Raw genomic sequence first — 14,577 nt, forward strand, 5'->3', positions numbered from 1 at the left:
GCCCCCGCGGGCTCACGGCGCGGTCGCGCCCGGGCGCATCCCGCGTTGACGCCCCGCGCCGACCCGACTAGCCTCCCCCGGCACGCAGCTCCCCGGAGATTCCTCCGAGGATCCGAGAGATTCCGCACCCGATGGCCGACGAACTTGGAACGACCGAGCGCGAGATCATCGCGCAGCGTCTGAAGAAGGCCGAGGCGCTCCGCGCCCTCGGCGTGAACCCCTTCGGAAACGGCTGGCAGCCCCGCCACCTCGCGGAGGAGCTGCTGCGCCACCATGGCGACCAGCCCGCCGAGGAGATCGCGAAGGCCCCGGGCGACTGGTCGCTCGCGGGCCGCGTCCTGGCGGTCCGCTCCTTCGGCAAGGCCGCGTTCCTGCGCGTCCGCGACCGGTCCGCCGAGCTGCAGGTCTGGGTGAAGAAGGATCGCGTGGGCGACCAGGCGTTCGAGGTCTTCAAGCTGCTCGACATCGGCGACATCGTGGGCGCGGAGGGCCCGGCCACCCGCACCAAGACCGGCGAGCTGACGCTCGAGGCGCGGACGTTCACGATCCTCACCAAGGCGACGCGCCCGCTGCCGGAGAAGTGGCACGGCCTCACCGACGTGGAGCAGCGCTACCGCCAGCGCTACGTGGACCTGGTGGTCACGCCGGGCGTGCGCGAGGCGTTCGTGAAGCGCGCCCGCATCGTCTCCGGGATCCGCCGCTTCCTGGACGCCCGCGGGTACCTGGAGGTCGAGACGCCCACGCTGCACAAGCCGGAGGAGGCGGGCGGGGCGGCGGCGCGGCCGTTCGAGACGCACCACAACGCGCTCGACCTCGACCTGAAGCTCCGCATCGCCACCGAGCTGCACCTGAAGCGCCTCGTGGTGGGCGGCCTCGACCGCGTCTACGAGATCGGCCGCATCTGGCGCAACGAGGGGATCGACCGGCGCCACAACCCGGAGTTCACCTCCATCGAGTTCTACCAGGCGTACGCCACCCACGAGGACCTGATGCGCCTCACCGAGGAGCTGATGCACCAGCTCGCGGTGGAGGTGACCGGCGGGCCGGTGGTGACGTTCCAGGGCCAGGCCATCGACCTGACGCCGCCGTACCCGCGCGTCTCGATGCTGGAGGTGGGCGCGCGCGCGCTGGGGCTGGCGCCCGACGACGCGCTCGCCGGGCGCGGGCTCGCCGAGGCGCTCTCGCGCGCGGCCGCCCGGGAGAACGACTCCGAGGACGCCTGGAAGCTGGAGCAGGCCGCGAAGAAGACGCCGGGCGAGGCGGTGGCGCTCGCGTTCGAGATCTTCGGCGAGCCGCAGCTCCCGAAGGACCGGCCGGCCTTCGTGGTGGACTTCCCGCTGGAGACGAGCCCGCTGTCGCGCCGGCGCGACGCCGACCCGCGGCTGGTGGACCGCTTCGAGCTGTTCGCCGCCGGGATGGAGCTCGCGAACGCGTTCTCCGAGCTGAACGACCCGGCCGACCAGCGCGCGCGCTTCGAGGCGCAGATGCGCGCCAAGGCCGCCGGCGACGAGGAGGCCATGCCCTACGACGAGGACTTCGTCCGCGCGCTGGAGCACGGCATGCCGCCCACCGCGGGCGAGGGGATCGGCATCGACCGGCTGGCCATGCTCTTCACCGACTCGGCGTCGATCCGCGACGTGATCCTGTTCCCGCTGCTGAAGTCCCGCGACTGACCTTGTCCGATCCCGTCCCGCACCGGCCCGGCTCCGAGCCCGGCCATCGCCCGGCGGCGCCCGCGCCCGGCGCGGCCCCCCGCGACGGCGCCGCGCACCCCGTGCCGCCCGTCTTCTCCTTCGCCGCGTTCGCGCTGGTGCTGGCCGGCGTGTTCGGCGCGGCCGCGCTCGCGCCGGTGGCCCACGCCTTCTTCGGCGACCGGCTGGGCCTGCCCACGCCGCTCGCCAGCGGCCTGGCCGCGCTCGCCGGCGCCTCGCTCGGCGGCGCGTTCGGCGCCGCCGCCGCGCGGGTGGGGCGCCGCCTCGCGTTCTACGAGCTCTCCGCCGCCACGCTGCTGTGGACCGCGGTGGTCGCGGTGCTGGTGGGCGTGCTGCCCCCCGGCGTCCGCGGCGCGGTGGGCGCGATCCAGGCGCTCGAGGCCCAGGGCACGCTGGTGGTGGTGCTCGGGCTGCTCGGGGCCGGCCTGCTCTCGGCGGTGGCGGTGTTCGCGGGCGCCAGCCTCGCGTACCTGCTGGCGGGCGCGGGCCGGGTGGACGCCTCGCTCTCCTACGAGCTGTTCGTGGCGCGCAGCCACCTGAAGCTCTCGCCGAAGGCGCTCGCGGCGCTGTTCGCGGTGGTGGTGACCGGGCTGCTGCCGGGCCTGCTCCTCGCGCTCGCCTGGTCCCTCGTGCGCGACGCGCGGGAGCGGCGCGCCTACCGCCGCGGCGAGCTGTTCCACCGCCCGCGCATGCCGGCCACGCTGCTCATGACGCTCATCTCGATCGGCGGCGTCGCCATCGGCGTCTGGGCGCTCACCGTGGTGCTGTCGGTGATGAGCGGCTTCGAGGCCGACCTGAAGAAGAAGATCCTGGGCCACACCGCGCACGGCATGGTGCTGAGCTACGGGCAGGACGACTTCGGCGACTGGCGCCGCATCCGCGAGACGGTGCTGGGGGTGCGCGGCGTCGAGGCGGCCACGCCGTTCCTCTACAACGAGGTGATGCTCTCCACCGGCCAGAACCTGACCGGCGCGATCCTGAAGGGCATCGACGTGAAGACCATCGGGTCGGTCACCGACCTGCCCGCGAGCGTGCAGGACGGCCGGCTGGAGTGGCTGGACGCGCCGGCGGAGATCCCGCTGCCCCGCGACGGCGGCGAGGCCGGGGGCGCGGCGCCGGAGCGGCCGCGCCCGGGCCGCCCGCTGCCGGGCATCGTGATCGGGCGCGAGCTGGCGCACGCGCTCCGGGTCTTCGTGGGCGACCAGGTCAACCTGGTCTCCCCGTTCGGCGACCTGGGCCCGGGCGGGCCGCAGCCGAAGAGCCGGCCGTTCCGCGTGGCGGCGGTGTTCTACAGCGGCATGTACGAGTACGACTCCAAGTTCGCGTACATCTCGCTCGCCGAGGCGCAGCGGTTCTTCGGCGTGGAGACGGTCACCGGGCTCGAGGTGAAGGTGCGCGACGCGGACGCGGCGCGCTCGGTCATGGGCCGGGTGGTGTTCGCGCTGGGCGGCTGGCCGTACCGCGCCAAGGACTGGGGCGAGCTGAACCGCAGCCTCTTCTCCGCGCTGCAGATGGAGAAGGTGGTGATGGCGGTGATCCTCGGCTTCATCGTGCTGGTGGCGAGCTTCATCATCGTCGCCACGCTCATCATGCAGGTGCTGGAGAAGCGGCGGGAGATCGCGGTGCTGAAGTCCATGGGCGCCGGGGTGCCCAGCGTGATGAAGATCTTCGTGGTGGAGGGCGTGGTGATCGGTGCGGTGGGCACGGTCTTCGGCCTGCTGCTCGGGCTCGGCACCTGCCTGCTCATCGACAAGGTCGGCATCCCGCTCGACCCGGGCGTCTACTACATCTCCAACCTGCCGGTGCTGCTCGACGGCGCGCAGTTCACGCTGGTGGGCCTGGCCGCGCTCGCGCTCTCCTACCTCGCCACCATCTACCCCGCCACCAAGGCGGCCCGCCTCCACCCGGTGGACGGGCTGCGGGACGAGTGATGCAGCCCGCGCCGCTCATCCGCATCGAGGGCCTGGGGAAGACCTACCTCATGGGCGAGAAGCGCCTGGAGGTGCTCCGCGGCATCGACCTGGAGATCGCCGCGGGCGAGCTGGTGGCGCTCACCGGCCCGTCCGGCGCCGGCAAGAGCACGTTCCTGCACCTGCTGGGCGCGCTCGACGTGCCCTCCCGCGGGCGGGTCCTGTTCGAGGGGGAGGACGTGTTCGGGCGCGGCGAGGACGGCCTGGCCGCGTTCCGGAACCAGACCATCGGGTTCGTGTTCCAGAGCCACCACCTGCTGCCCGAGTTCACCGCGCTGGAGAACGCCATGATGCCGGCGCTCATCCGGCGGGTGGCCCGCGCCGACGCCCGCCGCCGCGCCGCCGAGATGCTGGAGACGGTCGGCCTGGGCGAGCGGATGGAGCACCGGCCCGGCGAGCTGTCCGGGGGCGAGCAGCAGCGCGTCGCCCTGGCCCGCGCGCTGTGCCTCCAGCCGAAGCTGCTGCTCGCGGACGAGCCGACCGGCAACCTCGACCCGCAGACCGCCGAGGGGATCCACGCCTTGCTCGCAGACCTGAACGTCCGGATGGGAATCACCGCGGTGGTGGTGACGCACAACGAGCGGCTCGCCGCGGCGCTGCCGCGCCGCCTCCGCCTGGTCCAGGGACGGCTCGCTTGACGCGCCCCGCGACCCCCGCCCCGCGTCGCCCGGCGACGGGGCAGGCCACGGCGCAAGAGTGTTTGAGGTTTTCCAGGGGCCGGTTTAGATTCCGCGGCTCCGTGACGCGCCACCTGCTCAGCGTCCCCGTCCTGCTCGCGGCGCTGCTCCTGGCCGCCGCGCCCGCGCTCGCGCGCGGCGCCGACGCCGTGCTGTCCGACGTCCGCATCGAGGGCAACCGGCGCGTCGAGGTGGACGCGATCCGCGCGACCATCTCCAGCAAGAAGGGCGAGCCGCTCGACCCCAAGAAGGTGGACCAGGACCTGCGCGGCATCATGCGCCTGGGCCTGTTCTCGGACGCCACCGCGGAGCTGGAGGGGCCGGAGGCGTCGCCCGCCCTGGTCTACAAGGTGGTGGAGCGGCCCACCGTCCACGAGGCGAAGATCGTCGGGAACCAGGCGCTCTCGAAGGACGACCTCAAGGACACCGTCGAGCTGAAGCCGTACGCGGTGCTCGACCTGGCCGTCGTCCGCAAGGACGTGAAGAAGATCCAGGAGAAGTACGTCGAGAAGGGGTACTACCTCGCCGACGTGACCTGGAAGGTCGTGGACCTCCCCGACAACCAGGCGGACGTGATCTACACCGTGGACGAGAAGGCCAAGGTCCAGGTGAAGGAGATCCGCTTCCTCGGGAACGACCACGTCCCGAAGGACGACATCACCCCGTTCATGCAGACGCAGGAGGGGAACCTCCTGTCGTTCCTGAACTCCACCGGCACGTACAAGGAGGAGGCGTTCCAGCACGACCTCCAGTCCGTCCAGGCCGTCTACATGGACAAGGGCTACGTGACGGTGAAGGTGGGGAAGCCCTCCGTCGCGCTCTCGCCGGACCGCCGGTTCCTCTTCATCACCATCCCGGTGGAGGAGGGCGAGAAGTACGACATCGGCAAGGTCGAGTTCAGCGGCCAGCTCCTCGATCGCGAGCCGGTGCTGAAGAGGATGGTCCGCACCAAGACCGGCGACCTGTTCATGCGCTCGAAGGTGGGCGCCGACATCTTCGCCATCGGCGACCTCTACAAGGACATGGGGTACGCCTACGCGAACGTCACCCCGCTGACGAACACCGACCCGAAGCGCCGCATCGTGGACATCAACTTCGAGGTGCAGCCCGGCCCGAAGGTCCACTTCGAGCGCATCGAGATCATCGGCAACGACAAGACGCGCGACAAGGTGATCCGCCGCGAGCTGCGGATCTACGAGGGCGAGCTCTACAGCGGCACCGGGATCAAGGCGTCGAAGCAGCGCATCACCGCGCTGGGCTTCTTCGAGACCGTCGAGATCACCACCAAGAAGGGCAGCAAGGACGACACCATCGTCGCCACGGTGGAGGTGAAGGAGAAGGCCACCGGCACGTTCCAGGTCGGCGCCGGCTTCTCGTCCTACGAGAACTTCATCCTCACCGGCCAGATCTCGCAGAACAACTTCTTCGGCTGGGGCCAGACGCTCTCGCTGCAGGTGCAGTGGTCGTCGATCCGCCAGCTCGGGCAGATCCAGTTCGTCGAGCCGTACTTCCTCGACACGCGCTGGACGTTCGCGTTCGACCTGTACGCGACCGAGGGCTACTACACGACGTTCACCCGGCGGGCCATCGGCGGCTCGATGACCTGGGGCTACGAGCTCTCCGGCCTCTACCCGTGGTGGTCCTTCGCGCGGAAGCTCGACGACCTGCGCCTGTTCGCCACCTACACGAACGAGTACGTGTCGGTGTCGGCCTCCGACTCCGGCCTGCTCTACGCGAACCAGTTCAAGTCCGGCACCACCAGCGCGCTGCGCCTCTCGCTCCAGTGGGACAAGCGCGACAACCGCCTGTTCCCGTCGCGCGGCTGGTTCGTCTCCACCAGCGCCGAGGCGGCCCCGCCGTTCCTCGCGCCGCAGTGGGCGTTCGGGCAGAACGTGAACCTGTTCACCCGGTACGCGGTGGACGCGCGCTGGTACCGGCCGGTGTTCCTCGGCCTGATCGCCCGCGCCAAGCTGACGCTCGGCTACATCCGCAACTGGGACGCCTCGCACCAGGTGCCCATCTCCGAGCTGTACTACGTGGGCGGCATCAACTCCCTGCGCGGCTACCGCTATCTCTCCATCGCGCCGGCGGAGGACGTGGGCCGCTCGCGCAACCCGTCGTCGGCGCTCTACCCGCTGGCGGTCGGCGGCGACAAGCAGCTCGTCCTGAACCTCGAGCTCGAGTTCCCCATCGTCGAGAAGGTGGGCGTGCGCGGGGTGCTGTTCAGCGACATGGGCAACGCGTTCGCCCGCGGCAAGTTCTCCGACCCCGACGTCCCGCTGTCGCTCTACAAGTCGGTCGGGTTCGGCTTCCGGTGGTTCAGCCCCATCGGCCCGCTCCGGTTCGAGTGGGGCATCCCGCTGAATCGCCGCAAGGACAAGCTGACCGGCGAATACGTCGATCAGGCGCTCGACTTCCAGTTCACCATCGGCAACTTCTTCTGATCCACCGAAGGACCCGCCATGCGCACTCTCGCCCGCCTCTCCCTGCTCGCCCTCCTCCTCTCCGCCACCGCCGCCCGCGCCGAGGCCAAGTTCGGCTTCGTGGACCTGCAGCGCGCCATCCGCGAGGTGGACGAGGGCAAGTCGGCCACCGCCGTGCTGAAGAAGGACTTCGACGAGAAGCAGAAGGTCATCGACCAGAAGAAGGCCGAGTTCGACAAGCTCAAGACCGAGTTCGACAAGCAGGCCCTGGTCATGGCCGACCAGGCGAAGAAGGACAAGGCCGCCGAGCTCGACCGGAAGGCGATGGAGCTGCAGCAGCTGTTCGTGCAGCTCCAGAAGGACCTCTCCCAGCGCGAGGGCGAGGTGATGCGCGGCATCGTGGACAAGATGACCGGCGTCATCCGCGAGATCGCCGAGGCGGACGGGTTCACCATGGTCTTCGAGCGCAACGACGCGGGCATCGTCTACGCGCCGCAGTCGCTCGACCTCACCAACGAGCTGGTCCGCAAGTACAACGCCCGCTTCGGCGCCGGGAGCAAGGCCGGCGGGCAGGCGAAGAAGGCCGAGCCGGCCAAGCCGGCCGCCGGGAAGAAGTAGGCGCGGCCGTGGCGTCCTACACGCTCGCGGAGCTCGCCGCCCGCGTCGGCGGCCAGGTGGACGGCGACGGGAAGCTGCGGCTCGAGGGCATCGCGCCGCTCGAGGAGGCCACGGCGGCCGAGATCTCGTTCTTCTCGAACCGCAAGTACCGCAAGGCGTTCGAGGCGTCGCGCGCCGGCGCGGTGGTGGTCGAGCCGGGCGAGAAGGTGCCGGCCGGCCGCCCGGTGCTGCGGGTCGTGAACGCCTACCTCGCGTTCGCGAAGATCTCGACGCTGTTCCACCCACCGCGCGAGGCGATGCCGGAGGTGGCCCCCACCGCGGTGATCCACCCGACGGCCCGGGTCCACCCGAGCGCGCAGGTGATGCCGCTCGCCTGCGTGGGGCCGGACGCGCAGGTGGGCGCGCGCACCATCCTGTTCCCGGGCGTGCACGTGGCCGACGGGGCGCGGGTGGGCGAGGACTGCGTGCTCTACCACAACGTGGTGGTGCGCGAGCGCTGCGCGGTGGGCAACCGCGTCATCCTGCAGCCGGGCTGCGTCGTCGGCTCGGACGGCTTCGGCTTCGCGTTCGACCCGGACGGCGAGGGCAAGGGTCCCCGCCACTACAAGGTCCCGCAGGTCGGGAACGTGGTGATCGAGGACGACGTGGAGGTGGGCGCGAACACGTGCGTGGATCGCGCCACCCTCGGCTCGACGCGCATCGGCCGCGGGGCCAAGATCGACAACCTGGTGCAGATCGCGCACAACGTCCAGGTCGGCCCGCTCAGCCTGCTCGTGTCGCAGGTGGGCGTCGCCGGCTCCACCAAGCTCGGCATGGGCGTGGTGGCGGGCGGCCAGGCCGGCATCGTCGGCCACCTCGAGATCGGCGACGGCGTGCGGATCGGCGCGCAGTCCGGCGTGATGGCCGACGTGGAGGCCGGTGAGACCGTGTCCGGCTCGCCGGCCGTGCCCCACGGCAACTGGCTGAAGGCGATGGCGTCGCTCGATCACCTGCACGACATGCGCAAGGAGCTGCGCGAGCTGCGCCGCGAGGTGGAGCGGCTGCGCGCGGACGCCGGCGAGGACGAGCCATGAGCGAGAGCGCGGAGCGCAAGTCGATCCTCGACGTCGTCGGGATCCAGGAGCTGCTGCCGCACCGGCCGCCGTTCCTGCTGGTGGACCGGGTGGTGGAGTTCGAGGCGCACCGGCGGCTGGTGGCGCTCAAGGGCGTCACCATGAACGAGCCGTTCTTCCAGGGGCACTTCCCGGCCCAGCCGGTGATGCCCGGGGTGCTCATCCTGGAGGCGCTCGCCCAGGCGGCCGCGCTGCTCGCCACGATGTCCCTGAAGCCCGACGAGGTGAAGGACAAGATCACCTACCTCATGGGCATCGACGGGGCGCGCTTCCGCCGCCCGGTGGTGCCGGGCGACCGGCTCGAGCTCGAGGTCGAGGTGACGAAGCAGAAGGGCGCCGTCTGGAAGCAGACCGGCGTCGCGCGCGTCGATGGCCAGGTGGTCGCCGAGGCCGAGTTCATGGCGATGCTCGCCGACCGCGAGCGGTAGCAGACGATCGAGGAGCACGGGCGTCATGGCAATCCACCCCACCGCCATCGTCGAGGCCGGCGCGCAGGTCGATCCGTCCTGCGACATCGGCCCCTACGCCGTGATCGGCCCGCTGGTTCGCATGGGCCCCGGCAACTCGGTCGGCGCGCACGCGGTCGTGACCGGCCGGACCACGCTCGGCGCGTCGAACCGGATCTTCCCGCACGCGGTCATCGGCGGCATCCCGCAGGACCTGAAGTACCGGGGCGAGGACACCGCGCTCGTCATCGGCGACCGCAACACGTTCCGCGAGTTCGCCACCGTGAACCTCGGGACCGCCGGCGGCGGCGGGGTGACCCGCATCGGCTCGGGCGGCCTGTTCATGGCGAGCAGCCACATCGGCCACGACTGCCAGGTGGGCGACGGGGCCATCATCGCGAACTCGGTGGCCATCGCCGGCCACGTGCTCATCGAGGACCACGTGCACTTCGGCGGACTGTCCGCGTCGCACCAGTTCTGCCGCGTCGGGCGGCTCGCGTTCGTGGGCGGCATGACCGGCGTCGCCATGGACGTCGCGCCGTACTGCACCGTGGCGGGCGCGCGCGGCGAGCTGGCCGGGCTGAACACCATCGGCATGCAGCGCGCGGGGATGACCGAGGAGCAGGTCGGCCGCGTCAAGCAGGCCTACAAGATCGTGTTCCGCTCGAGCCTGGGCCTCGCCGAGGCCATCGCGCAGCTCGAGGCGGAGCTCGCCGGCCACCCCGAGACCGACCACTTCATCGCGTTCCTGAAGGGCTCGCAGCGCGGCATCACGAGGTAGCGGTGGCGACCATCGGCCTCATCGCCGGCGGCGGGCGGTTCCCCCTCCTGTTCGCCGAGAGCGCGCGCCGTGCCGGGCACCGCGTGGTGGCGGTGGCGCACAAGTCCGAGACCGACCCCGAGCTGGCGAAGCAGGTGGACGCGATCACCTGGGTGAAGCTGGGGCAGATCGGCCACCTGCTGGAGGGGCTGCGCGCCGGCGGGGCGAGCCAGTGCGTGATGCTCGGCTCCATCACCAAGAAGCGGTTCTTCGCCGACGCCATGCTCGACGCCACCGGCGTGAGGGTGCTGGCGCGCGTGGCGGTCCGCTCCGACGACAACCTGCTGCGGGCCATGGCGCGCTTCCTCGAGGAGGAGGGCGTCGCCATCACCGATCCGACCCCGTTCCTCGCCGACCGGCTCGCGCCGGAGGGCGTGCTGGGCCGGCACCAGCCGACGCCGGAGGAGCTGGAGGACGCGCGCTACGGGCTGGAGCTGGCGCGCGGCATCGGCCGGCTGGACCTCGGGCAGACCGTGGTGGTGAAGGACCGGGTGGCGCTGGCGGTGGAGGCGCTGGAGGGCACCGACGCCTGCATCCGGCGCGGCGGCGAGCTGGCGAGGTCGGGCGGGTTCGTGGTGGCGAAGGCGGTGAAGCCGCACCAGGACCGCCGCTTCGACCTGCCCGCGGTCGGGCCGGACACGGTGGTGTCGCTGCGCGAGGCGCGCGGCCGGCTGCTGGCGGTCGAGGCGGGGGCGACGCTGGTGATGGACCTCCCGCGCATGGTCGAGCTCGCCGACAAGGCGAAGATCGTGCTGCTCGGGCTGCGCTGATGGCCTGGGCGCGCGACGAGGGCGGCGCGGCGGTGCTGGAGATCCTGGTCCAGCCGCGCGCCTCCCGCACCCGCGCGGTGGGCGAGCACGACGGCCGGCTCAAGATCCAGCTCGCGGCGCCCCCGGTGGACGGGGCGGCGAACGCCGCGCTGGTGGAGTTCCTGGCCGTGGCGCTGGGGGTCCGGCGGGCCGACGTGGCGCTCCTCCGCGGCGAGGCCGGGCGGCGGAAGACGGTCCGGGTGGCGGGGATCACCGCCGCGGCGGCCGTGGCCGCGCTGGCGCCCTGAGGCCGCCGCCCGTCCGGCCGGCGACCGGCCCGGCGGGCTCCCCGGCGGCGTTCCGGACGGCGGGACGGTCCCTCCGGCGGGTCCCCGGAACATCGACCCGAACGGTGTGTGTTTCGGGGGGACCTGGACTAAGATGGCGGCCCCCATGACCCACCGATTCCTCGCCGCGTGCCGCCGTGAGCCCGTCGACCGCGTTCCCGTCTGGATGATGCGCCAGGCCGGCCGGTACCAGCCGTCCTACCGCGCCGTCCGCCAGAAGGTGAGCTTCCTGGAGCTGTGCCGCTCGCCGGAGCTCATCGCCCAGGTGACGGTCGCGCCCATCGACGAGTTCGGCTTCGACGCCGCCATCCTGTTCTCCGACATCCTGGTCCACCTGCCGGCCATGGGCCTCGACCTCACGTTCGAGAAGGGCGAGAAGGGCAAGGGCGACGGCGGGCCGAAGATCGGCAACCCGGTGCGCACCCGCGCCGACGTGGACGCGCTGCGCGTGCCGGTCCCGAAGAAGGACCTGCCCTACGTGCTCGACGGCGTGCGCGCCATCCGCACGGCGCTCGCCGACCGCGTGCCGCTCATCGGCTTCGTGGGCGGGCCGTTCACCGTGGCGAGCTACGCCGTCGAGGGCGGCAGCCAGGGCTTCACCCGCCTGAAGACCATGCTGTACGCCGAGCCGGCCACGGCGCACGCGCTGTTCGAGAAGCTCACCCAGGCCGCGATCGTGCAGATCGAGGAGCAGGTGGCGGCCGGGGCGCAGGCGGCCCAGATCTTCGAGAGCTGGCTGGGCGAGCTGGCCCGCGAGGACCTCGAGGAGTTCAGCTTCCCGTACCTGGCCCGCATCGCCGAGGCGGTGCGCAAGACCGGCGTCCCCTCCATCATCTTCTCCACCGGCACCACCGCGCACCTCGAGCGGATGGCGAAGCTCGGCTACGACGTCGTCTCGGTGGACTGGCGCATCCCCATCGACGAGGCGCGCGCCCGGCTGCCGGGCGTGGCGGTGCAGGGCAACTACGACTCGACGCTGCTCCTCGGGCCGCGCGAGGTGGCGGTGGCGCGGGCCCAGCAGCTGCTCCGGGCGGCCGGGCCGACCCCGGGTTACATCTTCAACCTCGGCCACGGGATCCAGGTGGGAACCCCGACCGAGAACGTGAAGGCGGTGGTGGACGCGGTCCACGCCTTCGGGTGGAAGTGAGGCGATCGGCGTGATCCAGATCCCGTCCACGCAGCTCATCAAGAAGTACGACCGGCCCGGGCCGCGCTACACCAGCTACCCGACCGCGCCCGAGTGGACCGAGGCGTTCGGCCCGGCGCAGTACGTCGAGCACCTGGCGCGCGCGAACCAGCAGGGCGGTCCGCTCTCCATCTACGTGCACCTCCCGTTCTGCCGGGAGATGTGCCGCTTCTGCGGCTGCAACGTGGTGGCGACGCACGACCGCACCCGCGCCGACGCGTACCTGGACGTGCTCGAGAAGGAGGTCGCGCTGGTGGCGGCGAAGCTGCCCGACCGGCGCGCGGCCTCGCAGCTCCACTGGGGCGGCGGGACGCCCACGTTCCTCGACGAGAAGCAGCTGGTGCGCTGCCACGACATCCTGGCGCGCCACTTCACCTTCACGTCCGACGTCGAGAAGGCGATCGAGATCGACCCGGCCATCACCACCCGCTCGCAGATCGAGGTGCTGGCGAAGCTCGGGTTCAACCGCATCTCGATGGGCGTGCAGGACTTCGACGCGCGGGTGCAGGAGGTGGTCGGCCGCATCCAGGGCGAGAAGGAGACCGCCGACCTGGTGCAGGCCGCGCGCGACAACGGCTTCAAGGGCGTCAACCTCGACCTCATCTACGGGCTGCCCTACCAGACGCCCGAGACCTGGAAGAAGACGCTCGAGCGCATCCTCGCCATCCACCCGGACCGCATGGCGGTGTTCGGCTTCGCCTACGTGCCGTGGTCGAAGCCGCACCAGCGCCTGCTGCCGCAGGAGGCGCTGCCGAAGACCGAGCAGCGCGTGGAGCTGTTCCTGTCGGCGGTGGAGGCGTTCACCGGCGCCGGGTACCGGCTCATCGGCCTCGACCACTTCGCGCTGGAGTCGGACGAGCTCGCCGTCGCCCAGAGCGGCGGGTACCTGTACCGCAACTTCCAGGGCTACACGGTCCGGCCGGCCGACGACACGGTGGCGTTCGGGATGACCTCCATCTCGGACATCGGCGGCGCGTACGCGCAGAACGCGCACAAGCTCAAGGACTGGGAGGCGAAGGTCGGGGCCGGGATCATCCCGGTGGACCGCGGGGCCTCCATGTCCGCGGACGACGTGATGCGGCGGTTCACCATCAACCGCGTCATGTGCCTGCTCCGCCTCGACCTCCGCGAGATCGCGGAGAAGTTCGGGCCGGAGGGCCGGGCGGCCGTCGAGGCCGACCTGCGCGCGGGCGTGAAGGAGCTGGAGGACGACGGGCTGGTCACGTTCGACGGCGACGTGCTGAAGGTGACGCCGCTCGGCCAGCTCCTGGTCCGCAACGTGGCCATGCTGTTCGACGCCTACCTGAAGAAGGAAGGCGGCAAGAAGCAGTTCTCGCGCACGGTGTAGCCGCGGGCGCCGACGCGCCGTCGCCGGGGAGCCGCATGAGCCACACCGCCGTCTTCCTCATGAACCTCGGCGGGCCGAGGAACCTCGCGGAGGTCGAGCCGTACCTCTACGAGCTGTTCTCCGACCCGCTGGTGATCACGGCGCCGTTCGGCCCGTTCCGCAAGCCCATCGCGAAGCTCATCTCGCGCACGCGGGCGCCGTCGTCGGCGGAGAAGTACCAGCTCATCGGCGGCAAGTCGCCGCTGGTGGAGGGCACCGAGGCGCAGGCGCGCGCGCTCCAGGCCGCGCTCGGCCCCGGGTACTCGTGCCACCTCGCCATGCGCTGCGGGCACCCCAACACCGAGGAGGGCGTCCGCGACGCGCTCGCCGCGGGGGCGACCCGCGCGGTGGCGCTGCCGCTGTACCCGCAGTACGCGAACGCCACCACGCGCAGCTCGCTCCTGGAGCTGCGCCGGCTCTGGCCGAAGGACCGCCCGCTCGCCGAGGTCTGCACCTGGCACGACCACGAGGGCTACCTGGACGCGTCGGCCGCGGCGCTGCGGGAGACGCTGGAGCAGGTGCCCGCCGCGCTGCGCGGCCGCACCCGCGTGGTGTTCAGCGCGCACGGCCTGCCCATGAGCCAGGTGCGCAAGGGCGACCCGTACCCGAAGTACGTCGAGCACTCCGCCCGCGAGACCGCGAGCCGCGCCGGCGCCGCCGACTGGCAGCTCACCTACCAGAGCCGCGTCGGCCCGGCGAAGTGGCTCGGCCCCGACACCGTGAAGTACCTCGAGGCCAGCGCGAAGGACCTCGCCATCGTCGCCGTGCCCATCGCGTTCGTCTCGGAGCACCTCGAGACGCTCTACGACATGGACATCCTGGCGAAGGAGGCCGCCGAGAAGGCCGGCGCCGCGGCGTACCTGCGCGTGCCGGCGCTGGGCGTCCGGGCCGACTTCATCGCCGCGCTCGCGGACGTGGTCCACGAGGGAGAGAAGGCGTCGCGGACGGTGGCGGCGTAGGGGGCGGCGGGCGGCCTCTGTCGCGTCCGCGGTGACGGCGCCTGCAGAGCCGACTCTGTTTCGGGCGCCCGAACCAAACGCACCCCGCCGGGTCGGGTGCGAGGTCGCGGGCCACTCAGAGTCCGCTCGCAGTGAGCCTGTCGAACTGCGAGCGGTGATGCCTGCCGCGAA

Annotated in this window: 13 protein-coding genes; all 13 read left to right on the forward strand. The window is 71.7% G+C overall.

Annotated features, from left to right (window positions below; translation table 11 throughout):
* Positions 1-131 precede the first annotated feature (131 nt).
* The 13 genes from lysS to hemH all read left to right on the forward strand — a co-directional run bounded on the left by lysS (position 132) and on the right by hemH (position 14,406).
* Positions 132-1,673 carry a lysine--tRNA ligase gene (gene lysS, locus ADEH_RS05535; RefSeq protein ID WP_011420136.1) on the forward strand — a complete coding sequence of 514 codons (1,542 nt, stop codon included), beginning with the start codon at positions 132-134 and terminating at the stop codon, positions 1,671-1,673.
* Between the two features lie 2 nt (positions 1,674-1,675).
* Complete coding sequence (locus tag ADEH_RS05540) at positions 1,676-3,643, forward strand: ABC transporter permease (protein WP_011420137.1); 1,968 nt, start codon at positions 1,676-1,678, stop codon at positions 3,641-3,643.
* Entirely contained in the window at positions 3,643-4,320 is a 678-nt protein-coding gene (locus ADEH_RS05545; RefSeq protein ID WP_041453344.1) for an ABC transporter ATP-binding protein, read from the forward strand. The genes ADEH_RS05540 and ADEH_RS05545 overlap by 1 nt, the downstream gene beginning before the upstream one ends.
* A gap of 101 nt (positions 4,321-4,421) precedes the next feature.
* Entirely contained in the window at positions 4,422-6,803 is a 2,382-nt protein-coding gene (gene bamA / locus ADEH_RS05550) for an outer membrane protein assembly factor BamA (protein WP_041453345.1), read from the forward strand.
* 18 nt (positions 6,804-6,821) lie between these two features.
* Positions 6,822-7,400 carry an OmpH family outer membrane protein gene (locus ADEH_RS05555; protein ID WP_011420140.1) on the forward strand — a complete coding sequence of 193 codons (579 nt, stop codon included), beginning with the start codon at positions 6,822-6,824 and terminating at the stop codon, positions 7,398-7,400.
* Positions 7,401-7,408: 8 nt separating this feature from the next.
* Positions 7,409-8,473 carry a UDP-3-O-(3-hydroxymyristoyl)glucosamine N-acyltransferase gene (lpxD, locus tag ADEH_RS05560; protein WP_011420141.1) on the forward strand — a complete coding sequence of 355 codons (1,065 nt, stop codon included), beginning with the start codon at positions 7,409-7,411 and terminating at the stop codon, positions 8,471-8,473.
* Entirely contained in the window at positions 8,470-8,940 is a 471-nt protein-coding gene (fabZ, locus tag ADEH_RS05565; protein WP_011420142.1) for a 3-hydroxyacyl-ACP dehydratase FabZ, read from the forward strand. The genes lpxD and fabZ overlap by 4 nt, the downstream gene beginning before the upstream one ends.
* A gap of 25 nt (positions 8,941-8,965) precedes the next feature.
* Positions 8,966-9,739 (forward strand): acyl-ACP--UDP-N-acetylglucosamine O-acyltransferase, encoded by a 774-nt coding sequence (lpxA, locus tag ADEH_RS05570; protein WP_011420143.1) that lies wholly within the window; start codon positions 8,966-8,968, stop codon positions 9,737-9,739.
* A 2-nt stretch (positions 9,740-9,741) separates the two neighbouring features.
* Positions 9,742-10,548, forward strand: coding sequence for an LpxI family protein (locus ADEH_RS05575; protein WP_011420144.1), 807 nt, complete (start codon positions 9,742-9,744; stop codon positions 10,546-10,548).
* Positions 10,548-10,835 carry a DUF167 domain-containing protein gene (locus ADEH_RS05580; RefSeq protein ID WP_011420145.1) on the forward strand — a complete coding sequence of 96 codons (288 nt, stop codon included), beginning with the start codon at positions 10,548-10,550 and terminating at the stop codon, positions 10,833-10,835. Before ADEH_RS05575 ends, ADEH_RS05580 begins: the two co-directional genes overlap by 1 nt.
* A gap of 133 nt (positions 10,836-10,968) precedes the next feature.
* Positions 10,969-12,021, forward strand: a complete 1,053-nt coding sequence (hemE, locus tag ADEH_RS05585) for a uroporphyrinogen decarboxylase (protein ID WP_011420146.1) — start codon at positions 10,969-10,971, stop codon at positions 12,019-12,021.
* A gap of 10 nt (positions 12,022-12,031) precedes the next feature.
* Positions 12,032-13,408 (forward strand): oxygen-independent coproporphyrinogen III oxidase, encoded by a 1,377-nt coding sequence (gene hemN / locus ADEH_RS05590; RefSeq protein WP_011420147.1) that lies wholly within the window; start codon positions 12,032-12,034, stop codon positions 13,406-13,408.
* A gap of 35 nt (positions 13,409-13,443) precedes the next feature.
* Positions 13,444-14,406 carry a ferrochelatase gene (gene hemH / locus ADEH_RS05595; protein WP_011420148.1) on the forward strand — a complete coding sequence of 321 codons (963 nt, stop codon included), beginning with the start codon at positions 13,444-13,446 and terminating at the stop codon, positions 14,404-14,406.
* The last annotated feature ends 171 nt before the right edge of the window (positions 14,407-14,577 follow it).

Origin of the sequence: Anaeromyxobacter dehalogenans 2CP-C, from assembly GCF_000013385.1 — a bacterium.
GTDB lineage: Bacteria > Myxococcota > Myxococcia > Myxococcales > Anaeromyxobacteraceae > Anaeromyxobacter > Anaeromyxobacter dehalogenans_B.